The organism is Tepidisphaeraceae bacterium, assembly GCA_035998445.1.
Taxonomy (GTDB): domain Bacteria; phylum Planctomycetota; class Phycisphaerae; order Tepidisphaerales; family Tepidisphaeraceae; genus DASYHQ01.
Genome location: DASYHQ010000051.1, coordinates 102,705 through 128,804, shown reverse-complemented (window position 1 = coordinate 128,804; position 26,100 = coordinate 102,705). Strand labels below are relative to the sequence as shown.

The following is a 26,100-nucleotide window of genomic DNA, read 5'->3' as shown; positions in this document are numbered from 1 at the left end:
CGCGTCCCACCGACCCCGCGCACCGCTTGGCTGAAGCGCGTATGATCCTGACGCACGATGAGCGCCTCCACCAGCCAGATTCGGTCGCACCTGCGCCGCCTTGACGCGGCGTTGTCGTCGCTGCCCGCTACCGCGGCGCACGAAGCCGTGCGGCGACACCGGACGGACGCGGCGGCGCTGGCGTTTCACCTGGATCGCGGCCGCGGCGCAACGCCATTGGTGGCCATTCTGGGCGGCACCGGCACGGGCAAGAGCACGCTGGTCAATCGCCTGTTGGACCAGACGCTGACGGCCGCCAGCTTCCGGCGCACGCACACCGCCGGCTGCGTCGCGGTCGCGCGAAAGCGCGAGGATGTGCCGCCCGGCTGGTTAGGGGTTGAACATGTCACCGACGTGCCGCTACCCGCGCGCGGCACGCCGGACCAGCTGGCGATCGTCGCCGGCGCCCCGACGGACGTGGTGCTGATCGACACGCCCGACCTCGACGGCGACCACCCCGCCCACCACGCGCAGGCCGACCGTGCGTTCCGCTGGGCGACGGCGGTCGTGTTCGTGGTGACGCCGGAAAAATATCAGATGACCGAGCTGCTGCCGTACTACCGCCTCGCGTCGCGGTACCAGCTGCCGGCGGCGTTCGTGATGAACAAGTGCGAGGAGCGCGTGGTGCTGGACGATTACCGCGCGTTGCTGGCTTCTCGGGATTGGCCTGAGGCCAGCGTGTTCGTCGTGCCGCGCGATGATGCCGCGATCGAACCGCCGCCCGGCGCAGCGCTGGCCGACCTGCAACATTGGTTGGCAAAGGTGAACGAACAGGCCGAGGCGCGCGACGGCGCCGCGGCGCGCCTGCACGATTTGGTTGGCCGGCTGCGCGATCATGTCATTGCGCCGCTGCGCGCCGAACGTCGCGCCGTCGACGATGTCATCAACCGCCTGCGCGCGATGGAGACGCCGCCGGCCGGGGTCGACGTCAACCCGATCACGCAGCAGCTGCAGCGCCGGTTGCAACAGCGCAGCGTGCTTTACCTGATCGGCCCGCAGCGCGTGCTGGACCGCGCGCGGCAGATTCCGTCGCTACTGGCGCGCCTACCACGCGCAGCATGGGACTACGTGGCGCGCGGCGAGGTGTCGTCTGGCGGCGCGCCGTCGTACGCCGACGAGGCGAAGAACGTCCCCGACTTCCGGCAGCTGTTGATGGATGCGTTCGCCGTCGTGCGATCGCGCGTGGACGACGCCGTGCGATCGTCGGATGCGCTTGCCCCACTGACGGCCGACCCGACCTACACCGATGCCTTCCTGCCCGCCGATCGTGCCGCGGCGATTGCCGATGATGAACTGGCGGCGCTGAAGGAATGGCTGGAGGCCCGCTGGAACGCCGACCCGCGCGACACGCGCCTGCTGCGCAAGCTGATGAGCGTGCTGCCAGGCGCTGACCGGCTGTCGAAGTTCTCCGAGGCCGCGCCGTACCTGCTGACGATCGTCGTCGCCACGCACCACGCGTTCTTCGGCCCCATCGACCTCATCATCCTCGGCGGCTACAGCCTGGCGGCGTGGATGACCGAACGCCTGAGCAACGAGGTCACCGCCCGCACCCGCGCCACGAACGTCGCCATCTCCGATCGCTTCACGAAGCTCGCGCATGACCAGATCGCCTCGGTCACGGCGTGGCTTGATTCGCGGTCGGCGGACAAACGAGCACTGGAGTCGATCGAGAACGCGGCGAACGAAATGGAGGAGATGGTGTGAAGAACGAGTAACAAAGGTGGCGACAGTTGTCATGCCGATGGGAGCGGTAGCGACCTGAGGGATCTCGAACTGTCCGAAACTGTCCTCAGTACCGATCCCTCGAGTCGCTACCGCTCCGCTCGGGATGACACGGGTGGGTTTTCGCTTGTTGGGAAATCACTTGAAGCCTGTCCAATGGATTGCACGCTGGCGACACGCGTGTCATCCCGATGGGAGCCTTGGCGACCTGAGGGATCTCCCATGGCCCGCACCGTCGGTCGGTCGAGATCCCTCAGGTCGCCTTAGGCTCCCTTCGGGATGACAATCGCGCCGATGCCCGTTTACGTGGATCCGTCAGACAGTGCCTCACCTAGCCTCTCCCGGCGTACCGGGAGAGGGACCGGAAAACCCGTCTGCCGAGAGATTATGTCCGCCGACCTTCATCAACTTGTCCGCGACACGATCGAGCTGACCGGCGCCGCGCCACCGCGGTTACTGGAGGCGGATGCGCCGACGTTGTCGAGCGACATCGACGAGAGCGACTTTTACTTCGTCGGGCTCATCGGTGGGAAGGAGGTCGGCAAGAGCGCGATGGTGAACGCGCTGGCGGGCCAGACGGTGACGGCGGTCACTTCGCATGGGGCGGGCACCGATGGCGTGGTGGCGTACGTGCACGAGTCGCGAGAGCCGGCCGTGCGCGAACTGCTCGAGCGCGAGGCGGCGGGCCAGTATCGCATTGTCTTGCACACACTGGCGGGCGACCCGGCGCGGGTGCTGCTGGACCTGCCCGATATTGATAGCCACTTTCAGTCTCACCTGGCGCTCACGCGGCGGATGCTGCGGCACATGCTCTACCCGATCTGGCTCGTCAGCATCGAGAAGTACGCCGACCAGCAGCCCCGGCAAATGCTCAACCGCGTGGCCGAGGGGAACGACCCGCGCAACTTCGTCTTCGTGCTGAACAAGGCCGACCAGCTGCGCGGCGACGAGGCCGCGATAATCGAGATTCGCGACGACTACGCCGCCCGCGTCGGCGCCGCGGTCGGCATGGAGCCGCCGCGCGTTTGGGTGGTCAGCGCGCGCGAGCCGGCCGCGTACGACTTGCCGGAACTGCAGCGGGCGGTGACGCGCAAGCGATCGCGCAGCGAGGTCGCGCAGGCCAGCCAGTTGGCCGGGCAGCAGCGCGACCGGTCGCTCGTGGCGTGGATGGCGACGCAGAACTTGCCCGAGCGTGCCGACCGGCTCGCTCGGCTGCGCAATGACACCGAGGAACTGCTGGCGGCGCGGGTGGTCGGGCCGTTGCTCGAGCAGTCTCTGCCGCGGTTGGCGAGCGATCCGATCTATCGCGCCTCGCTGATCGACGAGGCCACGGGCGTGCGCGTCGCGCGGTGGCCGTTGGTGAACCTCGTTCACTCGCTGCTGTCGCCACTGCTGATCGCGCTGCTGGCGATCGTGCGCGGTGGCGCCGCGGTGCGGGCGCTGGGGTCGACGGGTGGATGGGTCGATTCGTACCTCACGCTGAACGGCCGACCGATGCACGAAGTACTGCAGGCGACGTTCGCCCACGTACGGCAGACCTCGCCAGCCGTCGCGACGATCTTCATCGGCCGAAAGCTGTGGGATGACCGCGACGCCGAACTGGCGGTCATCCAGCTGCGCAGCGTGCTCATCGATACGATCGAACGCCAGCGGTCTTACGTGCTGGCCCGCTACGGGCGCTCTCGCAACCCAATTTCGGCGCTGTTGCGCTGGACGCTGACGATCGGCGCACTGCTCTGGTTCCCGTTCGTCCAACCCCTGCTCGAGGCGGCGCTGCAGCCGGGCTTTGCACGCACCGGGCAGGAACTGGGCCTGCTGATGGTTCGCATTCTCGGTACGACATACCTGCTGACCACGGTGTCGTTCCTGGTGATCTACTTCGTGGTGCTCTGGCTCGCGCTGCGCTGGATGACGGGCCGCCGGGTGACGCGCTGGCTGGCGATGTGGTCGACTGGCGAGGGGCCCGCGGAACTGGATTTGTCGCGGCAATCGCTAAATTGGGCGTCGGCTCTTACTGAACCGCTACGCGTGGCTCATGTGCGCACGCAGAACGTTGCGATGGAGTTGGAGAAGGCGCGGCAGACGGTGGGGAAGAAAGCTTAGAGCGGGTTATGCACTTTCCAGCTCAGAAACTGGCTTGGGTGCCACGGTTTGGTACTCCAAGCCGTGCCGGTACACGCAGACACGGCTTGGCGTACCAAACCGTGGCACCCAGCGTCGTCACGCCTGCGTTACTGACCCCGAAAGTGCCTAACACGCTCTAGCGTCTTCAAACAAGAATCATCATCCTGAGGTACTTCGAACGATCTCCCCCCGTATTCGCGCCGGGCAGAAAGAGATCCTCCGGCTGACGAGCTCGCTAACAACAACCGACACGATTACCTACGCCATCCTGTCGCTCTTAGCGGCGTCATCCAGTCGGCTTTCCGCCTTCTTCAGCAGGTTTCGCGCATTAGCGTAAGTCACCTGTTTTACCGCATCCTCATAAGGCACAAAGGCGTACGCGACGTGCTCGTCACTGATCTTCACTTTGCGCGTCTGCGTCTGGCCCATGAAGAACGCGACGGTCTTATCAACCAGCGGTCCTTTGCGGCTGCGGAAGGTGTACTGGATTTCATGGAAGAAGCTGGCGTCCAGCACCACGTCGGTGATGCCGGTTTCTTCCTGCAGTTCGCGCAGCGCAGCCGTGCGGTCGTCCTCGCCCTTTTCGAGGTGGCCCTTGGGAAAGTCCCAGTACCGACCGTAATCGAGGAGCAGGTACTCGCGGCCGTGCAAGGTGGAGATGTAAACGACGACGCCCGCCGATCGTTCTGAGGTCATGACGTTGGGGGAGGATACAAACTCCGGTCCAACGCAAAACCCAAGCGATCTGAGCGGGCGTGCCTTCGCGAACTTTCCGATAGGCCAGGCTGCACGATTGCAGCCCAGCCGGTGTGCTTCTGGCTTTCCGACGCCTCAGTTTTGGCGATGCAGGTCGGAGCCTCCCAAGCCTTGTCGCAGATGCGACAAGGTTGGGTAACTTGGGTGCCGGGGTTATACCGCGTCGCCACCGCTCATCAGCGAGACGATCGCGACGATGACGGCCAACACGATGAACACGAACAGGAGCGTGCGACCGATGCCAGCGCTCATGCCGGCCACGCCGCGGGCGCCCAGCACGTACGCGATGATTGCGATAATAAAGAACACAATGGCCAGCCAAAGCAGGTTTGGCACGGCTTGGGCAATCAGGGCCCCGGCAGCAAGTGTGGTCAACATGGCAGTCTCCTGTTCGTTCCCTTCCCATCGGCCGCAAGCGCCAAAGCTCGCGTTTCGTTACCGTGGTAGTCAAGGAACCTCTAGAGCAACCCGCGTGCCGTAGGGATGAGGGCGGTTGCAGGGAAAAATGGGAAATTCTGAGGGAGATTGAAGACCAGGCGCCGAATATCTGTAGTGAAAGGATGGGGAACCTGTAGGGGCGACACGGGGTATCGTCCCTACACGCGGACGAACATGCCTTCAAAAAAAAAGACCACCGGCAAGCCGGTGGCGATTTGAAGAATGACATTTCGTAGCGATCGGTGTTACTTGATCACGTCGCTCCACGCCTCGGGCTTGTCCAGAGCGCCGACGGCCTTCACCATGCAACGGATCGACTTGCCCGCCTCGGCTTCGGTGATCTTGTAGGTGTTGTCGGTGCCCCACGTCAGCGGATAGCCGTCGGCGTACCAGAAGTAGCGGATGTCGGTGACGCCCTCGACGTTCGGCTCGCACGTGATCGTGCTGCCGGCCGTCACGCTGCCGGCCAGCTTCGGCTTGGCCGTGAACGGCGCCGGCACCTGCTGGAGTTGATCCGTCTTCTGCAGGACCTCGATCCAGTCCGCCGCGTAGGATTCCCGCTTCCCCTCCGCCGGTCCACCGCGGCGGCCTTTTAGAGCGAGGTTGAAGTGCAGGTCCAAGCGCTCGAGGTAGGTGGGTTCGGTGGGAATGCGGTAGACCTCGACCCAACGCTCCTTCCCGTCCTTGTCAGCAAGGGTAACGTTGACGTAGGTCGTCCCCTCGGTGATGACGAACTCCCAGGTGCGGAACTCGCCATCCCAGATGTAGATTCCACCGGGAAGCTTGCTCTTCTCCTCGGTCAGCTCGCCACCGTATCCCTTGGCGCGCGGGTAGCCGGCCGGCTTCAGCGCGTGGATGTTCTCACGCCAATGCGAGTAGTGCAGGTGGGTGGAGAAGCTGTTCAGGTAGTTGGGATACATGCCGTCGAACTCGAGATAGTCGATCTCGATGCGGTTGGCCGTGCGCCAGAAGAGGAAGTCGTTGTCGTACGACCAGAATCCGGAGAACAGCCCGCCTGGAGGGCCCTGGCCTTCCAGCGGCTTGTCGAAACGGGCGCGGACGCGGAATATCTTCGGACCGCGCCAAGTGTGGCCGTGGCCCTGGTTGTTAATGGTGTAGATCGCGCCACTGCGCATGTTGCCGCCGTCGTTGGCGACGGACACGCCCTGGTGCTGCTTCTCGGCGTCGTAGGGATAGACGTCGGGCGTGCGGCCGGGCTCGAGCATTGGAGCGTCCACGCCGACCGAGCTGTTCCATCCCGGCCCCTGCCAGAGGTCCCCCTCGCCGCTGGTACTCGGGCTGAGGCGGTTGGCGCGGAAATCGTCGTAGAAGGCCCGCTCGAATCCCTCAGGTTCAACACGTGGTCCGGCCGCGTTGACCATCTTGGCCTCCACATCACCCTTTACCTTCCCAATCCACGCCAGGCGCTGCTCTTCGTTGGGCAGGTATCGATATGGGAAGTCCTCGCGGTCGATGGTCGGGCGATGGGCGCGATACGGGTGGTTCTCCGGGAGCAGCTTCTGGCTTCCAACGCGGTGCGCCGCCCAAGCCGTTAGCTTTCGCACCATCGCTTCCGAGGGTTCGGTTAAGCCGAACACCAGCGCATCATACGCCCACGCCATGTTCGTCTTGCGCGCATCGCCCAGGTGGGTCAGCAGGCCCTCGCCCGGGGGAAGCTCCCCGGCAAATCGCGGCGGCTGCTTTTCCTGCGTCGATAGCTCTACCCCGTTGACCGTGGCGTACATCTGTCCGTATCGCATGCCACAGGCCAGCACGTTCCAAGTTTCGCCGTCGGCCACGACGTTGTCTGCAACCATGATTCGTCGGTCCAGCCCCCCCTTGTTCCGGCCGACGAACTGCACGTGCAGGCCGCTCTGCTTGTCGAACCATACCTTCGGCGACGATCGCAGCGAGCGATCTCCCTTGTTCAGATCCAGCAGCACCGTCTCGTTGGCCGAGCCGGTGTTCTTGTCGATCCGGAAGGTCAGGAGCGTCCAGCGATAATCCCACTGCGCGTTGCGACTTCCGGGCGCCGTCAGGTGCTGGCCGGTGTTTGCGGCGAACTCCACGCCGCCACGATCGGCCGCCCGCCGCGGGCGCGAGTCTTCCGACTCCTGCGTGCCGTGCCGCTTCTGGTTGCCGCGTGTGGGGTGCTCGGCCACCGTGCCCTCGGCTACGTCTTCCTGCACATAGGCGGTCGTGATCCACTCGGGAAACGCATCGATGGCCCATGGGATCTGCACCCCGCTCTTGAGCAGTTCCCCGCCGATCGTCATCGTCAGAGGGTGACGACCCTGCGCCTGTTCGAGAACGGTAACCTTCCCATCGCCGTCGGCGTCGAACGTCGCACCCTTAATGCTTGGGACGTTCTGCTGCAGCACGTCGATCAACTGCTTTCGCTCGGCGTCGTCGTAAAGGCCGTTGCCGTCCGCGTCCAACGGAGCTGTGGCGTTCTGCGCAGGAAGCGATTGCGCCCACACGGCGCCGGCCAGCGCCAGGGAAGCGGCCGACGCGATTGCGAATGAGGATTTCTTCATAGGTCTCCTGAGGTGCGGTTCAGATGAACCAGCCTGTGCCGACAAGTTGAACACGATACAAAACAGGGCGACCGCAGCGCCAGCCGTCGAAGCGTGCTGGAACCGCGGTCGCCATGAAACCGGACGGATTACTTGAGTGGTTCGCTCCACGCTTCGGGCTTGTCCAGCGCCCCGACGGCCCTCACCATGCAACGGATCTCCTTGCCGGCTTCGGCCGCGGTGATCTTGTAGGTGTTGCTGGGGCTGTAGGTCAGCGGGTAGCCATCGGCGAACCAGTAGTAGCGAACGTCGGTGACGCCCTTCAGGTTCGGCTCGCACGTGATCGTGCTGCCGGCGGCGCTCGAGCCGCTAAGCGTGGGCTTGGCGGTGAAAGGCGCCGGAACGGTCTGCAGGTCCTCGGACTTCTGCAGCACTTCGATGAAGTCGACCGTGTAGTCCTCGCGGCTCGTCGGCTTGCCGTAGCGGGCCTTCAGCGCCATGTTGAACTGCAGGTCCAGGTTGTTCAGGTACGTCGGCGCGGTCGGGGCGCGGCAGATCTCGACCCAGCGGTCCTTCCCATCGGGGCCGGGAATGGTGACGTTGATGTACGTCATGTCGCGGTCGAAGACGAACTCCCACGTGTGGTACTGGCCGTCCCAGAGGAAGATGCCGCCGGGGATGTTGCTCTTCTCCTCGGTCAGCTCACCGCCGTATACCTTGAACCGCTTATACGTGCCGGGGTTCTTGGCGAAGATGTTCTCGCGCAGGTGCGAGTAATGGTGATGGGTCGACAGCCCGTTCAGCCAGTTGCCGTTCTGCCCGTCGAACTCGAAGTAATCGACTTCCGTGCGGTTGGCGGTGCGCCAGAAGAGGAAGTCGGGGTCGTACGACCAGAACGCCGGGAACAGCCCGCCGGTCAGATCCGCCTGCGTGCTCTTGGGGAACATGCAGCGGATGCGGAAGACCTTGGGGCCCTTCCACGTGTAGCCGTACCCCATGTCGTTTACGGTGTAGAGCGCCCCAGCACGCCAGCGGCCGTTCCCCTCGTCGACCAGCGCGACGGTCTGCTTCTGGTTCTTCTCGTCGTACGGATACGCGTTGGGCTCCTGCCCCGGTGGGATCAGTGGTGAATCGACACCGACGGCGGTGTTGAAGCCAGGACCCACCCAGAGGTCGCCGTCGCCGTTGCGGCTGTCCCCGAGGCGGTTGGCGCGGAAATCGTCGTGGAAGACGCGCTCGAACCCCTTGGGATCAACGCGCGGTCCGCCAGCGTTCACGCGGGTGACGGACTTGTCCTTCACCTTCTCACCCAGCACGAGCCATTTCGCCTCATCATGCACATAGCGGTCCGGCAGGTCCTCGGCGTCCATCACCGGGCGGGCGCTCCGGTACGGATGGTCGGCCGGCAAACTTTCCTGGAACCCCAGCCGGTGCGCCGCCCAGCCGGTCATCTTGCGGACCATCGCCTCCGACGGTTCCGTGAGGCCGAAGATCAGCGAGTCGTACGCCCACGCCATGGCGCCTTGCCCCGGATCGCCGAGATACGAATTCAGCTCTTCCGCAGGAACATCCGGCCGGGCGGTTGAGAATCGCGGTGGCTGGGGAGACTGGGTCTTCAGCTCCACGCCGTTCACCGACGCGAACATCTGCCCGTAACGCATGCCGCACACGAGCACGTTCCACGTCTTTCCGTCGGCCAGCACGTTCTCGGCGACCATCACGCGCTTGTCGAGGCCGCTCTTGTTCGAACCGACGAACTGCACGTGCAGGCCGGTGTCCATGTGGAACCAAACCTTCGGCGACGACCGCGCCGGGCCGTTGCCCGTGTTCAGGTCGAGCAGGAGCGTCTCGGCATCGGTGCCGGTGCCGGAATCGACCTTGAACGTCAGCACGCACCAGCGGTAGTTCCAACGGGCATCGCGCGCGCCCGGCATCGTCAGCTGCTGACCCGAGTTGGCCGCGAACTCGATGCCGCCGCGGTCGGCGGCACGCTTGGGCAGCTTGCTGTCGTTCACCGGGGTGGCGTTGTGCTTGGTAAACAGGCCGCGGGGGGCGTGTTCCTTCACTTCGCCCGGCTCAAGGTCCTCCTGCAGGTAGGCCGTCGAGATCCACTCGGGGAACATGTCGATGCCCCACGGAATCTTCACGTCGCTCTGCGGGAAGGTCTTGGGGATAACGGTCGACAGCGGATGCCGGCCCTGCGTCTGTTCGGGAATCGTCACCTTGCCGTCGCCGTCGTGGTCGAAGGTGCCGGCCAGTTCGGTCGGGTACTGCTTCTGAAGCACGTCCAGCAGCGCCTTGCGCTCCGCGTCGTCGTACAGGCCATTCCCGTCGGCATCGAGCTTCGCGAGCGCGTCCTGCGTCCCCGTGTCACCGCCCTGCTGGGCCCACGCCATCGCCCCGGTCGTTACGAACGCTGCGGCGATCAGTCTGCTGAGATGTTTCATGATGCTGTCCTTTGGTGACTGCCAACGGCTAAACAAAACGCGCCGGGGGCTGATTCACCCGCCGGCGTACGTGAACGAAGAATTTCGTGCGCTTTCCGGCGCCGTGAGGGCGTTACACCCAATCGTGCATCCGCATCCAAGCCTCGGCGTTGGTGGGCCAGGCGAGGGTGCTCTCACCGGCTTTGCCAAGTTTGAAACCGTGCCCGCCGCGCTCGTAAAAATGCGATTCGGCCGGCACGCCGGCGCGTCGCAACGCTTCCAGGTACAGGACGCTGTTCTGGTACGACACCGACCCGTCATCGATCGCGTGAAATAGGATCGTCGGCGGCGTCTGCGGCCCGACCTGTTTCTCGACCGAGAAACGATCCAGTTGCTTGCTGCTGGGCGACTCGCCGAGCAACGCGCGTCGCGAGCCGGCGTGAACCAGTGGATCGACCATCGTGATGACCGGGCACATCAGCATCGCAAAGTCCGGTCGAGCGGTCGGGACGTTGGCTTCCAGCGGGTAGATGCGCTCATCGAACCAGGTGCAAACGGAGGCGGCGAGGTGCCCACCGGCCGACCCGCCGTAGATGCCGACGATCGCCTCTTGGCCGCTCCACTCGTGGGCGCGCTGTCGAACAAGGCGGACCGCCCGCTGCGCGTCCTGCAGCGGGCCGACGGACTTGTCCTGCATGATCTCGTCGCTGGGCAATCGGTACTTCAGCACCGCCACGTGCACGCCGATGCTGTTCAGCCATCCTTGCACGGGATGCTCCCCATTGTGTTGCATCGCCAGCCGGCTGTACCCCCCACCCGGCAGGATCAGCACGGTCGTTCGCCCGCCCGCCTTCGCGTGTGGATCGGCATTGAACACAAAGAGTTGCGGCCGCACGACGTGCGAGACGCGCTGCACGCCATCGTCATCGAGCAGCCGCTCAGTCACCGTATGACCGGCCACCTCGCCAGGCACAGCGTTTGTCCACAGATCGATGGTGAGGTCGGCGTTGCGCGTCATGCTAAATGGAGAACAGCGTCAGACCGGGTCGCAGTATCGGGCGTAGCGGCCAATCCATCGCCCGTTCGCATGGCGGTGAAACCGCAAGCGACCCGTTGAGGATCGCTTGCGGTTTTGCAGTGCCAGCCCGATTTACCCCCTCATTCATGCTGATCGAGCCGGCGAAGTTACATGCGGGCAGTCGAACGAAGCGACCGCATCTCGGCGTCGACGAAGGAGCAGGCCCGCCGCCACCGCGCCGATCGCCAGCGATGACGGTTCGGGCACGGCCACGACGAGGCTCTCGTAAACCGCCGCCATGTCCGCCGTGCTGCTGAACGTGTTGTCGAGGCGGGCGTAGGCGAACTGGGCCAGCGCGGCGTTACGCATGCGGGGACCACCACCTGAATCGACCGGATAGGCGCCCAGGACAAACGCGCCTGCGCCGGGGTCCACGTTACCGGTCACGCTGGGAATCCCCGCGACGACGTTGCCGCCCGCCGCCGCTGCCTGCCCGATCGCCGCGACCGAGCCCTCGCTCAGTTCGCGGAGATACAGGACCGGTGCCTGGCCGCCCTGCCAGCTGGCCCCGATGAAGTACCAGCTGTCCGAGTCCCAGCTCGTCGTGGCCGACGTCGAGGCGATAACCCAATCGCCAACATCACCGTCGCCGTTGATGTCCGTGTCCACAGCACCGCCGTAAAGGCCGCTGCGGTTCGGTTGCTCACCCATACCTGCCTCGAACACCAGCGGGTTGCCCGCGCCACCCGAGGAATAGAGACGAAGCGCGCCGGTGCTCGTGGTCGCGCCGAAGTTATACCCGGTGCCCATCAACGCCCGTGTGCCCGAGGTGAAGCCATCCTTCGGTCGGATGACCATGTATGCGGTGCCACCTCGCGCATTGGCCGAGGATCCGAAACCGCTGAATCCGAAGTAGTCGCGCACCTCACCATTTCCGCCAAGCGTGCGAAGCCCATACTCGTTGTAAACGCCGCCACCCGAATCGCCGCTCGGCGCGTCGTAGTACCCTGTGCCCAAGAACGACTGGAATTGGGTCGTGTTGATCCCGGTGGAACCCGCCTGGTACGTGTTGCCGACGTTGGTGCCAAGGCGTGACACCTCGGATGTGCCTGCGACGGGAGTGGTCAGGGCCACGTCACCATTTGCGGCGACGTTCGTGTCACCATTAAATTGCCACTCGACGACCGCCTCGCCATGGACAGCGGGAACAAGAGAACTGAGAAGCACCACACCGGCGCACGCACAAGCCAATTTACCAACCGCGTTCATCAACACCTCCTAAATGAATTCCAGTCACACCCAAGACATGGGCGATCGGTGAAACTTACCACCGATTACAACAATTGCAAAAACAATGCGAGCATTTTGCCAACAGTTGGCAACCTAGGCTTACGTTTGGACATGAGAAATGCGCCAGCAGCCGATGTGGTTGAATGTTTGTTTTGAAGCGGAAGAACGACCCCGCTGCCGCCGCGCAGCAACTTACACTTATACCTTGGGGCAACACCGCGGCAGTTGTGAACGCAGCTTAACGTTGCGGATTCACCACGCCCTTTTTGAGATGATCGCCAGACAATAAGTGGGGTTGTCGCTGTCGCAACAGGCACGATCGGGCTGCTGCTACCTCGCTGGGCTCAGCTGGAGCGGAGCAACGCGTAGCGACCTATCCAAGAATTCCACGACCTTAGCTCGAAAGTCGACGGCGTCGTTCTTTAATGGAAAGGAGTGCGCGCCGCCCGGCACGACGATCAGCTCATGCTGGAGGTTCATCTTCTCCATGGCGGCCTTCAGCAGTTCCGATTGCGCCAGTTCGACGGTCTTGTCGGCCGTTCCATGAATGAGGAGCGTTGGGGGATAATCGGGCGTCAACCGATGTAGCGGCGAGGCCACCTTGTGAAGGTCGGGGCGCTCAGCACGGGAATGGCCGATCAGGACCGTGCGCTCTCGCTCGGTCACGGTCAGGTCGGTCGGGGCATACAGCGCGACGACCGCGCTCACTCGACCACTGATACCGTCGGCGGCCGGCGCCTCCTCGCGCGTGCCCAGCAACAGCGACAGCAGCCCGCCAGCCGAGCCACCGATGGCACCGATGCGCTCCGGATCAATCCCGTATTCATCGGCATGCGCCCGCAAGAATCGCACGGCAGCGCGGCAGTCTTCCAACACGCCGGGCCATGAGGGATTTCCCTTGCTGGCCAGGCGGTAGTCGATACTGGCGCACACATATCCCGCGGCGCTAAGCGTCTGCGCCATTTGGATCTCGCGCCTCGACGACTTGCTGCCACCGGTGTACCCACCCCCGTGAATGATCACGATCGCCGGCCGCTTTTGCCCCTCTACGGCCGCCGCGGGTAGGTAGAGGTCCATCTTTTCCTTGCGGTCAGGCCCGAGATACGGGATGTCTCGCAAGGGATGTACGGCTTCTTCCACCACTGCTCGATTGACGTCCGACGACGCTGTCGTAACCCGCGTTGCGGCAGCATCCTGCTGCGCCGTGCCGGTAGTTGCCATAAGAGCGACCAAAAACAGGGTCGCGCCCAACTGTAGGGTCAAAATCATGAGGACACTGCTCCGTGACCACCCATCGGCCTGAGCGCGGAAGACGCTCGGGCTGCCAGCCAGAACGTCAAATCACCACCCTTCCAGACGAACTCCGGAATAAAAAGATCCTTCCATCCATCAAATGATGAATGGAAGGACCGTGCTATGCACTCGGCCTGCCGTCGCGTGGTCCGGGCTCGGCGGCTTACTTATTGATACTGCTTCTGATTCGCCCTGTTGCGCGACACGTCATTGACGAATGGTCGCATTTCGGCACCGGTCATGCCGACGCCACCAGAATTTGTGTTAAATCGACGTGGGATCTTAATCGACTCGACGTGACCATCTCCGGCGGCGACGTTGATGTACCCGTTGTGCCGGCCCGAGTACCGCGAATCTCCATAGCCACCCGTCAGCCGACTGAACCACGTATGCTGCCATTCCAATGAATGCTGCGCGCCGTCGACGCCGGCTTCCATGTCGAAGTAGATCGGGTCTGTGATCGACCGCCCGCCACGGTTGGCGGGTTTGTAGATGGCGAAAAGCGCAGGCGAGCCGCTTTCGTTGTCAACATAACCCGCTGTGCGGTTGATGCCGTACGAGATGTTCATCTCGACGGTCTTATCGGTCATCAAACTACCGGAGGTAGCGAACCAACTATTAGCACCGCCACCCGCCTTGTATCCCCCGGCGGGATAAAAGGCGCCTGTGCTTTGATCTGAGACGAAGTCTCTGCCGCGGGTGTCATCGGATGGGCAGTCCCAGACCTTCGGAGACAGATAGACCGGACCGCGATTGCCGGTGCTCAACAGCGCTGCGGGTCGAACTCGGGAAGCATTGTAGTTCGTTCTTGTCGCATTCCAATAAAAACAGGGGAAGGAACCCCTATTGTCATTGGAGTACATGATCGTGCCGATCATGACCTGCCGCAGGTTGCTGGCGCAGGTGATCTTCGCACCCGCCGCCCGGGCTTTGTTCAAGGCGGGCAACAGCATCGAGATGAGCAGCGCGATAATTCCGATAACGACAAGCAGCTCGACCAGCGTGAAACCAGTGATCGGGCGGTTCGACCGATGACGCATCTGTTGGTTATTTGGCACCGCGGCCTCCGGAACAAAAGGATGTGGGCGGACAGGGAAATGAAATAACTACTCTACCCCCTCAACCTACCACACAAACGCGGAAATGCAACTGTTGGATTTTTATTCCGGGTTTCTTTGTCAACTGTTTCAACATCGAATCACCTTGTCGACGGGTTTATTTGCGATTGAGCAGGCGCTGGGGGGCCGGGCCGGTGCTTTGGCGCCAGACCATGTTGCCTTGCAAAAGAATTTCGATCGGTTCCTTTTGGCGGTCCTCGATGTGGTCGACCAGCAGGTCGACCGCCTTTTCCACCAGTTCGCCTTCGGCGCGCTGGATGCTGGTCAGGGTGGGCTCGAGGCGTTCGCAGACCCACAGGTCATCGTGGCCGACGACGCTGACGTCCTGCGGCACGCGGATCTGCTGTCGCTGCAGCTCGTGCATCGCCCCTAGGGCCAGCCAGTCGTTCTCGCACAGGATGGCGGTCGGTAGCGCCCCCCGCTCTTGGAGTTGGCGCACGCCCTCGCGCCCGCCGGCGAGGTCTTCCTGAAGGTCGGTGACGATCCATTCGGGGTTCGCGTCGATCCCTAACTCTTTTAACGACTCTAGGTAAGCGCTGTGGCGCGCGTGGGCGGTCGGGAAGTTCATCGCTTTCATCAGCAGCGCGAACGACTCGTGTCCACGGGCCGCCAGATTCAGGATGGCCTGGTGGATGGCCGGTGCCGGATCAGAGCGGACACAGCTGATCCCCAGCAGTTCCATCGAGCCGTTGATGCCGACGGCCGGCATGCCCAGCTCGCGAATCTGCCGCGCGAGTTCAGGTGAAGACGCGCCGGCGAGCAGGACGCCATCCACGCGGTTCTGCTCGACGATGGCCGGCAGCTGGCGAGAGCCGTTCTCGCCTACCACCTCGAGGTTCACGTGCATCTTCCGCTGGGCCAGCACGCGCTGGGCGGCCCAACCGATGCGCTCCAGAAACTGGTCGTACCCACCCGCAGGCGTGGGCGGAACCAGCAACCCGACCGACCGGGCACGTTTGCTGCGCAGCGGACGCGGCCGGTAGCCGATCTGCTCGGCCAACTCGCGAATCATGGCTGCCCGTGTCGGTTTAACGCGCGGATCGTTGTTCAACGCGCGCGAAACGGTGCTGACATCGACCGAGGCCAGCTTCGCAAGGTCACGCAACGCGAACGATTTGCCATTCTCAGCGATGATTTTACGAGGCTTGATCGTTTTGCTCAGCACCTATGTTTTCCTTTGCACGTACAACGTCCCAACCGAATCATACAATTGTTGCATGCTTGGGGCCACTTTTTTGTTGGATTCCGGTGGTGCAGACGCGCAGAACCGGCCGCTTATGCGGTCGCTAATACTTGTCCGTTCACGGCTAAGGGAAGATTTGCGAACTATTTGCTTTCGCTGTCGTTGGCCAAGCGATGAAGGTCGACCAGATCGGCGCGCCCGGCGAGTTCCGGCAGGATGAGCGACTCGGAAATCGCCGTACTTTCGAGTGGCCGTGGTTCGAACGCGGTCTCCCAAGAGTCGACCCCAAGCTCCACGTCGCACGCCGTCAGTTTACCGTCCAGCGCCGCCGCCAGCAGGCCGTAAATCGCGGGCCAGCCCCGGCCGACGAGTTCGACTGGAGTGGTGGCGGTGACCTCGGGTCGCCCGCGCAGGTAGGCCAGTGCCTGCCGCACGTCGTATGCCCGACGGGCCGCGAGGCTGGTGCCGAGTTGGAAGTGATCGCTGGCGACGCGGAACTCGGTGCTGCGAAAGGCCAGGCCGGCGCCGTCGTTCCGTTTGTTCATCTTCACGGCACCCGTGCCCCGCACGTCGAAGACCATCACGACCTGGCCCGCGGCCACGCGCTGACCGATGTCGTTAGCGAAGGGTTCCTGCCCCTCGGTGCCATCGGGCACCAGCAGCAGCGTCGCGCGCGTGACCGGCGTGCGGGGAAGGTAGATCACCGCTGTCGTGACGATGCCGGGTTGGCTGAAGAAGAACAGGCGCTCGGCGGTCCAGCCGTCCCCCTCGCTGCGCGACGTCCGGCGGGCGCGCAGCGGGGTCGCGGGGGGCAACTTCAAGAGCGCCGCGAGCTCGTCGCGCGTAATCGATGGCGTCATCGGCTGCTGCCGTTGCCAAGTTTCGCGGTTGAGGTCCAGGATCGACCGCGCATCGGCAAATTCACGCATTACCTGCCCCGAACGCGTGCACTGCAATTCGGCCGGCGTGCGAACCGCGGGGTCGTCGGTCAACGGTTCGACCGGGCGCCCCTGCAGGTGTCGTGCGAACCAGTCGACGCACCCGCGCCGCAGGCGCGTGGAGTAGCCGTGCGATTCACCCACGGCGATGCACAGATCGATCGCCGCCTCGGCGTTTAGCGCGCTGTAGACGCGGTGCGCATCGTCGACGGCCTGCTCGACCCCCTCGATGGCAAAGAAGTCGAACTCGGCTGCCCCCACGCGCACCGGGCGGGGCGCGAAGGCAGCTAGGAAGTCGGTGTAATCGACCCCGCCCGGCAGGCAGCCGAACAGGTTCTGTTCGCCGTCGTAAGCGCGCGAGCCGGTGTGCAGGTAGCTCTCGCGCGTGCTGACCGAGCAGCACGGCATCGCGGCCCGCACGCGCGGGTCGGTCACCATCAGGTACTGCGTGAGCGTGCCCCCGCCGGAGTTGCCCGTGGCGCCAATCCGGCTTGCGTCCACCTCGGGCAGGCTCTCGAGCAGGTCGATTCCACGCATCGCGGCGATCAGGAAGTACCGCGCGACGTTCTGACCTAAAATGGATGAGGAAATCTGTAAAAAGCTGTGTTCTACGGTATTAATCCCGACGATCGGCTGGCCGGTCTCGGCGTCGAGGCATTGCACCATCTCCCCATGTCCCGGCGAGTCGATGATCAGCACCACGAAGCCGGTGCGCACCAGGTCGATGCAGACCTTCTGGTACGCCGGCGCCGCCTTGCCCGCGCCATTGTGCCCGCACGCCATCAACACGCCTGCGGCCGGGGCCTTCAGCCCGTCGGGCACGTAGAGCAGCGAGGTGACGTAGTAGCCGGGCAGCGCCTGGTAGATCAGCTTTCGGATCGCGTAGCCGTCCCCCGCGATGCGGCCGGTCTCGATGGGCGCGGCCTCCACCTTCTCTTGCGGCAGGCCGCCGATCGACTTCAGAAACTGCACCCGCACGTGCTCGCGATAGGCGGCGAACGACGCGGCGTCGGTAACCTTCGCGCGGCGGGCGCGGTCGGTTTGGAAGTGGCCGCGCGCTTCGCGCAGGACCCAGTCATGCACCTGGTGGCCGGTCTCGTAGAAGCCGTCGGTGAAAGGTTTGAATGACGTGATCAACGGCTCGCTCCGGCTAGTACATCGCATCCACAGCTGCATCGCGCGACGCCGTGCGACTGGCGATCACTCGCGCGGGCACGCCCACGGCGATCGAGTTGGGCGGGATGTCTTTCGTCACCACCGCGCCGGCGCCCACCACGCACCCGCGGCCGATCGTTACGCCGGCCATCACGTTCACTCGGCCCGCGATCCACACGTCGTCGCCGATCGTGATCGGCGCGTGCTGCATGCCCTGCTGGCGGATCGGTCGATCGCCGTCGAAGCGATGGTTGGAGGCGATCATCATCACCATCGGCGCGATGCGCACACCGTTGCCGATGCGGATCAGGCCCGCCCGATCGTCGCGCGTTCCGTACCCCACCAGGATCGTGCCGGTCTGAATCGAACAGTCGTCCCCCAGCTCCACGTTCCCCTGCACCACCGCGCCGGCCGCAATGCTGCAGCGTTCGCCCAGACGGATGGTGCCGGTGCGCGGGTGGATGCGCGCTTCGGGATGCACCATGCAGCTCGGTGGCACCTGCACGTGCGCGTGTCGCAGCGCCAGCCATCGCCCCAGCCCAAGCGTAAGCCGCTGCCCCAGCGTGCGTCGGGCGGGCGTGCTAAGGCCACCATCGAGGATGCGGAACAGCAGGCTCACGCGATCAGGATCTCCGCACAAGTGGCGTGCCGGCCCGGCAGCGTGTTGCAGAGCACGCGGTCGCCGGTCGGGCTGAAGGCGGGATGATGGCAGACGCGCGTCGCGTCGCGCTGGCCGCGCTCTGGCACGCCGGTGTTCTTCGGCAGCGCGATGCGCGCGATCTCCTCACCGGTACGGCGCGACAGGAACAGTACGTTGCCGTGACCGACGCCCCCCTCGTCGGTCACGATCAAATCATCATCGATCGGCGACACCGACGGATGCCCGCCACTGGCGTGGCCGCTGAGGCGCCGATAGCCACTGCCGTCGTAGCGCACCTCGGCCAGGCAGGTGCGGCCGGGGTGGTCGGGGTCGGGGCCGTAGCCGATCAACCGCTCGTTGTCCGGCTGCCACGACCAGTGCACGCCGTACCGGCCGAAGCCGAAGTCCAGCGCCAAGCGAATGTCGCGCAGGTCGCGGTCGGCCGTGAAGACGTAAGCCAGTCGTGGCTCGCCGCGACTGCGGTCGACGCAGTGGTTGCCGAAGTAGAACAGGCAGCGGCTTCCCTCGTTGTTCCAGCGGACGCAGTACGTCATCAGCGTCAGGCCCTCGCCGGGCCCCAGCCGCGCAGCGATCTCCCGATCGGCCTCCAGAAGTCGGTCGCGATGCGGGTGGCTGTCCAGGATCTGCTGCGTGCTGAGCACGAGGCGCGACGTCGGCGGGTCGAACGACACGTTCCACATGCCATGCGCGTCGCGCGACTGGAACGGGAACGGCGACAGTTCCGGCCGGTAATGGCCGCTGCCGTAGCCCGCGGCGTACAGCATGCCGTGCGCGCAGGCGACGCCCGGTTCACCCGCGGGGCAGATCCCCTCCATGTCGCCGGCGACCTCAGATTCCTGGCCGGTGCTCAAGGTGCGGCGCACCACGCGCGGCTCGCGATGCGTGCCCGACTGGTAGTAGACGTACCGCCCATCCCGCGACCAGCTTTGCCACAGGCCCGTGTGCCAAAAGCTCGGTGTAACCGGCACGCTGCCGAACCGGTCGACGACCTTTCGGTCGGCATCCAGCACGAGCACCTCACCCACGCCACGATCCAGATCGGCGCCCGCCATCAGCAATCGCCCGGACTTATCCGGCGCGTACGGCGACAGTGAGTAATACGCCATCACGCACCAGCGGTCGGCCACCGGCAGCGGGCGCACCTGGGTTTGAAACACGTTCATCGTCTGGCTCATTACTCGCCTTTTTGTCGGACGCGCGGATCAATCTACCCCGTGCTATCGCGTGCTGTCGCTGATCGGCACCTTCGGCTCCAGCCCGTTCACGGCCTCGTGCAGCGCCAGCAGCGCGAAGATCGCGGTATCGGGATAGGTGGTTACGTCATAATAGTTCGTCTTGGAACTGCCGCTGGGCAACGCCGTCTTACCGTCGTCCCAGAGCGCAGTGATCGCCAGATCGCCCAGCTCGCGGGCCGCATCCAGAGAAGCAGCGTCGCCGGACAGACGATAGGCGGCCAGTTCGGTGAAGATCGCCGTTCCATACTCGCCCGCCCAAATGTCCTGCTCGGCGGTCGGCCGGGCGGTCTTGTACAAATCGGCCGCTTGCAGGATCAGCTTGCGGTACGCGTCGCCCTCGGGCGTTTGTCCGAGTTGCGCCTGACGCGTGTAGAGCAGCGGGACGAACATCGAGGTGCTGTTGACGCCGTACCCGAGGCCCCAGGCCCGGCTGTACCCGTCGGTCTCCTTGGCCTTGTCGGGGTGCGGCAGACCCGAATCCGTATAGGCGTAGTACAGGAAGCCCTTCTGCGGATCGGCCGGCTCGTGCTTCAGCGCGAGGAAGCCCTCATCATGACGGCGGGCCGACTCGGCGAGCACCTTTGCGGTCTCGGGCGGCATGAGGTCGATCGCGCCGTGCGTCTCGATCGCCATCGACACCATCCACAGCGGCACGGTCTTGTTCTTGCTCACGTCGCGGCCGGACGAATCCAGGTCGAGCAGGTTGCGGTCGTTCATCCGATCGAGGTAACGCTGCGTGAGGATGCGGGTGGCCTTGTCGAACAGCGGGTCCTTCGTGTGCGCGTAGGCGTGCGACCAGGTGTCGATGAAGTACGACGCCTCCTTCTCGAAGTCCATGTCCTTGCCCGAGCTCAGGCGGTGCCACTTGCCGTGGCGCGAGAAGTTGCCGTCTTCCTTGTTGGTGATCTGGTATTCCCACAGGCCGCGGGCGTAGGCGATGACGCTTTCGGGCTCGAGCTCGAGCGCGCGCTCGATGGTCGCAAACGGCCGCTTGGGCTCGTGCGTGTTGCCCGGGTCGTGGTCGCCGACCATGTCCTTCACGCAGTTCCAATAGAGGTGCTCGCCCCAGGCGTACAAGCCGGTCTCCGAGTGCTGGGCGATGCGCAGGAAGTCGGACAGCGCCTTGTCGGACGCCTCGGCGTACCGCTTGTCGCCGGTGATGCGGCTGAGGTGGTACAGCGTGCGGTAAAGGTCCTGCTGCAGGTTGGCGTTCGACCCACCGGGCCCGGTGCGGTCGCCCCAGCGCACGCCGTGCGGCGCCTTGGGCAGCTTCGTCAGCGGCTTGCCGGTCTTGCGGTCCAGCACCGACAAGATCATGCCCGTCTTCTCGCTGCCGTAGGTATCGACACCCGTATCCAGCAGCGTATCTGCAGTCCGCTGCACGACCTGCAGGTAACGCTGTGGGTCGGCCGGTTGGGTCGTCGTCTGAGCGGTGCTCGCCGTGGACGACAGACCGATGAACAGGGACAGGGCGACGGTTACTTTTCTGAACTGTGACATGCAAGAACCTTTCGGGTATCTGCCAGACCGAACGACGGTGACTCGCCACGCCTACTTCGCTTTGACCGTCAGGACGCACACCACACGCGGCGGCACTTGGAGGCTGACGATCGTCGAGGACGTTTCGACCGAAACCGTCGAACTCGCCAGTTCGGCGCCCTGCGCGGTGAGGGTGACCTGGTACTCGCCGGGGGCCAGTCCGTAGAGCTCTGCGGACATCGCCCGGGGCGTTTGGCCGAAGTGGTAAAGGCGCGCGGTGAACGCGCGGTCGGCCGTGTGGTCCACCAGCGCGGCGAACTCGCGCGGTACGGTCTTCCATCGCACGGCGTTCATCGGGAAGTACAGCGGCGAGCCCGGGTCGCCGGTGAGCGAGCCGTACAACATCCGCGTGTCGGCGGCGGTCATGTCCCGCTCGCCGCTCTCCTTGTAGTACCGGTTGTGAAACACGAACACGCGATCGGTCCAGCGGACCTCGGAGGTGTAGGCGGGACGGTCGACGCGCATCGCGTTGGCGGTGCCGCGCAGCGCCGCGGTGACGGCGGCGTCGTCGCCGGTGAGGCGGTAGCGCACGTACCCATCAGCCTCCTTCAGCAGCAGGTCGTCGAACTGCTTGTCGCCGGTCAGCATTCGGTACTTGGCGAGCGTGCCGTCGTCCAGCAGCGGCGCGTTCAACTGGGCGGCGCACCACGCTAGCGAACCGGGTTCATGGTCGGCGGGGTTATCGCCAAGGCCCGCGGCGACGTGGGCCTGCCGCATTTTTGCCATCGATAGGATCGGCTCGAGGTATCGCGGTTCGCCCGTGATGTCGTACCCCAGCAACAGGGTGCTCAGCACAAGCCGCAGCGAGCTGGGCCACTGGTACAAAATCGAGTCGCGATACGCGCCGGGCCGCCACCATTGGCCATCGATGCCGCGGACGTCGCCGCTGGGCCAGTGGATCGCGCTGGGCACGATGCCGGCCGGCTTACCCGCGTCCTCACGTGCCGCAGCGGCGACCCAGTTGTCGAGCCAGGAGGTGAACAGTTCCGTCATCGCCGCATTACGATTGCGCTGCCAGAGCAGCAGCGCCGGTTGCACGACGCGCGGGTGGTAGACGGTGTCGAACGCGTCGACGTCGCGATCGCTGACGCTTGCCCCGCTGAAGACGACGCTCTTGAACTGCCGGTGTCCGCGCTCGTTGATGCCGGTCCACAAATCGCGCGTCAGTTCCGCCAGCCGCTCGGCTCGGGCGCGCCAATCGGGGTCGTTTGGCGCCAGGTGGAGCATGGGCGTGATCGTGTCGGCCGAGTCCTCGCTGGTGTGTTCGACGTCGGTTACGTCAGCCGTGTAGCCACCGGCCATGTGGGGCTGGCGGAACAGCGAGGCCGAGAGGCGTTCCTGGGCATCCTTGATCTTCGGGTCGTCGAACGCGATGAGGATCGGCGCCCACTCGCGCCACATCTCGACGTCGTCGCCCCACTCGCCGCCGAACGAGCCATCGGGCAGCTGACGGTGATCGATCCACCAGTGGATGATGTCGGCCAGACCCTCGGTCGCCACGCGTTGCTCGTTGGCCCATTCCGGCGCCGCGGCATCGGGCGCGAACGGCGGTGGCGTCGGCATGGGCTTGCGAAGGTAGATGCCAATGATCGGGTTGCCCGGCGCGGCCTTGTGGGCCACCTCGAACAGTCGGTGCGCCTCGGTCAGGATCGCCTGTCGCGACGCGCGGCTGAAGCCCCGCCCGTACTCCACGACCCACCACGCGAGGTGCCGGCCGCGATACAGGCAGAAGATGGGGTAGACCGGTGAATCGGCCCGAACCTCCTCGGGCGAGCCGGGCGCGGCGATGGCGTTGAGGTACGTGCCGGGCACGGCCAATCGACCGGCCATGGCGTGGTCGTAGTTGTTCGCCCAGGCGTCGACGACCGTCATCAGGTTGTCGAGGTCCGCCTGCAGGCGTGGGTCGGACTGCACGTCGGCCTGCAGGAAGCGCAGCAGGCGATACCGTTCCTTCTCGTCGGCGGTGTTCATCGCCTGACTCAGCACCGCGCGCTGGGCGGCGGGCAGTGGCCGGTAGAACGTGACGACCGACAGCACCTCGTCAGCCGCGCGCAGCGTCGCCGGTGGTCCGTTCAAATCGAGCTCCTTCAGCGCCACCTCGGCCGCGGCGATCGGTGAGCCGGCCAACTCGACCGTGCCGAGCGTGCGGCCGTCCTGCTCGATCGTCAGCGTCTTGCCGGCCAGGCGGTCGGGCGTGCGGACGCGCATCGGCCCGTCGGGCACCAGTTCCACCTGCGCCATCTCCGGCGCGCTCGGCGCATCGGCGAGCGTAAGGCGGTGCACCTTCGACGAATCGGAGGCGGTCGCCTTGTCGGGGTACCAACAGATGAACTCCACGTCGGCACGATCGCGCGAGGCGTCGGCGTCGACGATGACCATCTGCGCCCCGATCGAACGACCGACGGCCGGCTCGATGTTCAGGTTGGACCAGGGGATGCGAATCTCCATCACGTACCCGCCGGGCACGACGGTGCGGACGGCCTCCAGCGTTGCCTTGGGCGAACCGGGCGGGCGCATGTCGAGGTAGGTGCCCCACCGCAGCTCCTTCAGCGTCTCGTCGAGGCCGGGCGTGACGACCAGTTGCAGGCCGTTCTTGCCGCCGGGCTGGTCGAACACGAACAGTTCGATCGCGTCCAGCCGCCAGTGCTGCTCGTGCTCGAAGTGTTGCGCGTCCTCGCGCGCCACGCGCAACAGCAGGCCCTTGTCGTCCCACCCGACGCGCAGGTCCGCCTCGTCGGTCAGCGTCGGCTTCATCGCCAGCCGCACCCACCGATCGAACAGGCCAACGCGGAACCCGCGGTCGCCCCAGTCGGCGACGTCGCCGTCGATGGTGATGCCGTCGAGCCGGGGGATGTCGTAGTTCGCGGCGCGTGCCGTCGACGCGGTTGCTGAGACGAGCAGGACCAAAGCGATCTTGACTAGTTGGCGATACAAAGGGTTCTCCGAGCAAGGTCGTTAAGCGTGTGCCGTAATTGAAGCTGCGAGCCGTGGGTCCGCCGATCTACTGCGGCTTCTCGTTCAACACCTGCGCCAGCTTCCACATCGCCAGCGGCAGTTCGTCGGAACCGGCCAGCGCCTCGTAATGGTTATGGCTCGACGAGGCCATGGGCAGCGGCGAGTCCCCCGTCAACAGGAGCTCCCGGGCCTTGCCGGCGAAGTGGACGGCCCGGTCGAGGTATTTCTGCTCCTTCGTCACGCCGTGAACCTCAATCATGAACTCGATCGCGTTAGCCATCGCCGTGGCAAGCAGGTTCTCGGTTACCGGCTCGGACGTCAGGTAGACGTCGGCACTTTGCAGGGCCAGCGCCAGCAGGCGCGGGTCGCGCGTGGTCTGGTAACGCTCCAGCAGCAACCGGCCCGTTTCCGACGCGAGCGACGAGCCGTACCCGGTGAGCCATTCGTTGGTGTAAGGCCATTCACGCGGCCGAGCCGGCATGGTGGGGTCGCCCGGGCGATGCGTGCCGTCGGCCAGCAGGTCCTCGGAGTAGACTTTGATCAGGTACCCGCGCGGACGATCCGCCTGCTCGCCATCGAAGTTGTGATTCAGCTTCGTCAGCGCCCACTCGTCGATCCGGCGGTTGAGGTCGCGCAGGCGCTTCGCCTGCGTTTCGGGCAACCACTGGGCCGCAAGCTCGGTGTCGACGGCGAACATCAGGTTGTTCGCCAGCCACGCCATCTGCGCCATGCCGACGGCCTGGCCGTCCTTATTAAGGCCGGCGCGGAGGGCGCCGGTCGACTCGACCATCTGCCTTTCGAAGAAAACGGTCATCACGTCGATCGCGTGCAGCATCTGCTCGCGCAGCTGGGCGTCGTCGGGGTTCAACGCGTACGCCTTGGTCCAGAGCAGGATCATCCAACCGCCCACGCGCGGGAAGGCGCCATCGGTCTGCGGGCGGTGGGTGGACCAATTCGCGTGCCGCGAGAAGACGCCGGTCTTCTGGTCGTAAATCTGGTGTTCCCACACGCCCAGCGCGTACTTGCGGAAGTTCTCCGGCGCCAGCGCATGCGCCCGGTCCCAGAACTCGGGCGCGACGGGCTCGAAGGGTTCGTGCGCATCGGCGTGGGGTTTGGACTTGTCCTTCGTGTAGTAAAACGTGTCGCGGCGAACGTCCCAATTCAGGTGCTCGCCCCACAGCAGCAGGTTCGTTTCCGGGTTCTGCGTATCGGTGAACAGGAACTTGATCGCGGCATCGCTGGCGTCGCGATACTTCGGGTTACCGGTGGACTCGCTGAGCGACGCGAGCAGCTCGTGCAGCTGCATGTGGTGGAACAGATTGGCCCCGCCCCAGGCGCGGTCGTAATAGCGGTCGGTCCAGCCGTAGAGTTTCTTGCTCTCGGGCGAAATGTTGCCCTCGTGCAGGTATTCGGGCACCTCGGCGGTGCGCGACAGGTTCGTGATGAAGAACGGCGTGTGCTTCTCGCCGTACCGGTCACGGCCGTGCTCGAGCATCGTGTCGGCGTAGTTGACGACGGCGTCGACGAGCGATGGGTCGGCGGCCTTCGCGTGCGGCGCCGCCGACAGCAGCGCGACAACCGCGGCTACGGCAACACGACCGCGATGACGCGACGGCGCCGCGCCTTCAACGACGGCCGTGTGATTGCGTTGAAAATCGAGCATGGGCCAGTTCCTCTGTCGTGGCCATCGGTTG

At 64.9% G+C, this 26,100-nt stretch carries 17 protein-coding genes; 2 read left to right on the top strand and 15 right to left on the bottom strand.

From position 1 onward, the window contains the following. Window positions 1–57 precede the first annotated feature (57 nt). Together VGN72_19565 and VGN72_19560 are read left to right on the top strand one after the other, a co-directional pair. Window positions 58–1,743: a GTPase domain-containing protein gene (locus tag VGN72_19565; GenBank protein ID HEV7301572.1), complete on the top strand. Its 1,686-nt coding sequence runs from the start codon at window positions 58–60 to the stop codon at window positions 1,741–1,743. Window positions 1,744–2,148: 405 nt separating this feature from the next. Continuing rightward, window positions 2,149–3,864, top strand: coding sequence for a GTPase domain-containing protein (locus tag VGN72_19560; GenBank protein ID HEV7301571.1), 1,716 nt, complete (start codon window positions 2,149–2,151; stop codon window positions 3,862–3,864). Window positions 3,865–4,143: 279 nt separating this feature from the next. Here VGN72_19560 and VGN72_19555 read toward each other — a convergent pair whose 3' ends face one another. From VGN72_19555 to VGN72_19485, 15 genes are all read right to left on the bottom strand, one after another. Then, window positions 4,144–4,581, bottom strand: coding sequence for an NUDIX domain-containing protein (locus VGN72_19555; GenBank protein HEV7301570.1), 438 nt, complete (start codon window positions 4,579–4,581; stop codon window positions 4,144–4,146). 213 nt (window positions 4,582–4,794) lie between these two features. After that, window positions 4,795–5,019, bottom strand: coding sequence for a DUF1328 family protein (locus VGN72_19550; protein ID HEV7301569.1), 225 nt, complete (start codon window positions 5,017–5,019; stop codon window positions 4,795–4,797). A 305-nt stretch (window positions 5,020–5,324) separates the two neighbouring features. Beyond that, window positions 5,325–7,616, bottom strand: coding sequence for a hypothetical protein (locus VGN72_19545; GenBank protein HEV7301568.1), 2,292 nt, complete (start codon window positions 7,614–7,616; stop codon window positions 5,325–5,327). Between the two features lie 128 nt (window positions 7,617–7,744). Beyond that, window positions 7,745–10,042 carry a hypothetical protein gene (locus tag VGN72_19540; protein ID HEV7301567.1) on the bottom strand — a complete coding sequence of 766 codons (2,298 nt, stop codon included), beginning with the start codon at window positions 10,040–10,042 and terminating at the stop codon, window positions 7,745–7,747. A gap of 112 nt (window positions 10,043–10,154) precedes the next feature. Beyond that, window positions 10,155–11,039: an alpha/beta hydrolase gene (locus VGN72_19535; protein ID HEV7301566.1), complete on the bottom strand. Its 885-nt coding sequence runs from the start codon at window positions 11,037–11,039 to the stop codon at window positions 10,155–10,157. Window positions 11,040–11,183: 144 nt separating this feature from the next. After that, a complete protein-coding gene (locus tag VGN72_19530; protein ID HEV7301565.1) occupies window positions 11,184–12,137 on the bottom strand; it encodes a PEP-CTERM sorting domain-containing protein in 954 nt (317 codons plus the stop codon). Between the two features lie 522 nt (window positions 12,138–12,659). Continuing rightward, on the bottom strand, window positions 12,660–13,448 hold the full coding sequence (locus VGN72_19525) for an alpha/beta hydrolase (protein HEV7301564.1): 789 nt from the start codon (window positions 13,446–13,448) through the stop codon (window positions 12,660–12,662). 341 nt (window positions 13,449–13,789) lie between these two features. After that, complete coding sequence (locus VGN72_19520; GenBank protein HEV7301563.1) at window positions 13,790–14,680, bottom strand: type II secretion system protein; 891 nt, start codon at window positions 14,678–14,680, stop codon at window positions 13,790–13,792. 157 nt (window positions 14,681–14,837) lie between these two features. Continuing rightward, the gene (locus VGN72_19515; GenBank protein ID HEV7301562.1) at window positions 14,838–15,905 is read right to left on the bottom strand and encodes a LacI family DNA-binding transcriptional regulator; all 1,068 of its coding nucleotides are present in this window, start codon (window positions 15,903–15,905) and stop codon (window positions 14,838–14,840) included. A gap of 161 nt (window positions 15,906–16,066) precedes the next feature. Continuing rightward, window positions 16,067–17,998 carry an alpha/beta hydrolase family protein gene (locus VGN72_19510; protein HEV7301561.1) on the bottom strand — a complete coding sequence of 644 codons (1,932 nt, stop codon included), beginning with the start codon at window positions 17,996–17,998 and terminating at the stop codon, window positions 16,067–16,069. A gap of 13 nt (window positions 17,999–18,011) precedes the next feature. Further along, a complete protein-coding gene (locus VGN72_19505; protein ID HEV7301560.1) occupies window positions 18,012–18,635 on the bottom strand; it encodes an acyltransferase in 624 nt (207 codons plus the stop codon). Next, window positions 18,632–19,840 (bottom strand): hypothetical protein, encoded by a 1,209-nt coding sequence (locus tag VGN72_19500; GenBank protein ID HEV7301559.1) that lies wholly within the window; start codon window positions 19,838–19,840, stop codon window positions 18,632–18,634. Before VGN72_19500 ends, VGN72_19505 begins: the two co-directional genes overlap by 4 nt. 54 nt (window positions 19,841–19,894) lie before the next feature. Continuing rightward, window positions 19,895–21,412: a hypothetical protein gene (locus VGN72_19495; protein HEV7301558.1), complete on the bottom strand. Its 1,518-nt coding sequence runs from the start codon at window positions 21,410–21,412 to the stop codon at window positions 19,895–19,897. A 51-nt stretch (window positions 21,413–21,463) separates the two neighbouring features. Then, the gene (locus VGN72_19490; GenBank protein HEV7301557.1) at window positions 21,464–24,385 is read right to left on the bottom strand and encodes a sugar-binding protein; all 2,922 of its coding nucleotides are present in this window, start codon (window positions 24,383–24,385) and stop codon (window positions 21,464–21,466) included. Window positions 24,386–24,452: 67 nt separating this feature from the next. Then, window positions 24,453–26,069 (bottom strand): hypothetical protein, encoded by a 1,617-nt coding sequence (locus tag VGN72_19485; protein HEV7301556.1) that lies wholly within the window; start codon window positions 26,067–26,069, stop codon window positions 24,453–24,455. Window positions 26,070–26,100 lie beyond the last annotated feature (31 nt).

Coding starts and splice junctions, on each gene's coding strand:
- VGN72_19550 (HEV7301569.1), bottom strand. CDS start 5,019: ATGTTGACCACACTTGCTGCCGGGGCCCTGATTGCCCAAGCCGTGCCA.
- VGN72_19485 (HEV7301556.1), bottom strand. CDS start 26,069: ATGCTCGATTTTCAACGCAATCACACGGCCGTCGTTGAAGGCGCGGCG.
- VGN72_19555 (HEV7301570.1), bottom strand. CDS start 4,581: ATGACCTCAGAACGATCGGCGGGCGTCGTCGTTTACATCTCCACCTTG.
- VGN72_19500 (HEV7301559.1), bottom strand. CDS start 19,840: ATGAACGTGTTTCAAACCCAGGTGCGCCCGCTGCCGGTGGCCGACCGC.
- VGN72_19560 (HEV7301571.1), top strand. CDS start 2,149: ATGTCCGCCGACCTTCATCAACTTGTCCGCGACACGATCGAGCTGACC.
- VGN72_19495 (HEV7301558.1), bottom strand. CDS start 21,412: ATGTCACAGTTCAGAAAAGTAACCGTCGCCCTGTCCCTGTTCATCGGT.
- VGN72_19540 (HEV7301567.1), bottom strand. CDS start 10,042: ATGAAACATCTCAGCAGACTGATCGCCGCAGCGTTCGTAACGACCGGG.
- VGN72_19535 (HEV7301566.1), bottom strand. CDS start 11,039: ATGACGCGCAACGCCGACCTCACCATCGATCTGTGGACAAACGCTGTG.
- VGN72_19545 (HEV7301568.1), bottom strand. CDS start 7,616: ATGAAGAAATCCTCATTCGCAATCGCGTCGGCCGCTTCCCTGGCGCTG.
- VGN72_19565 (HEV7301572.1), top strand. CDS start 58: ATGAGCGCCTCCACCAGCCAGATTCGGTCGCACCTGCGCCGCCTTGAC.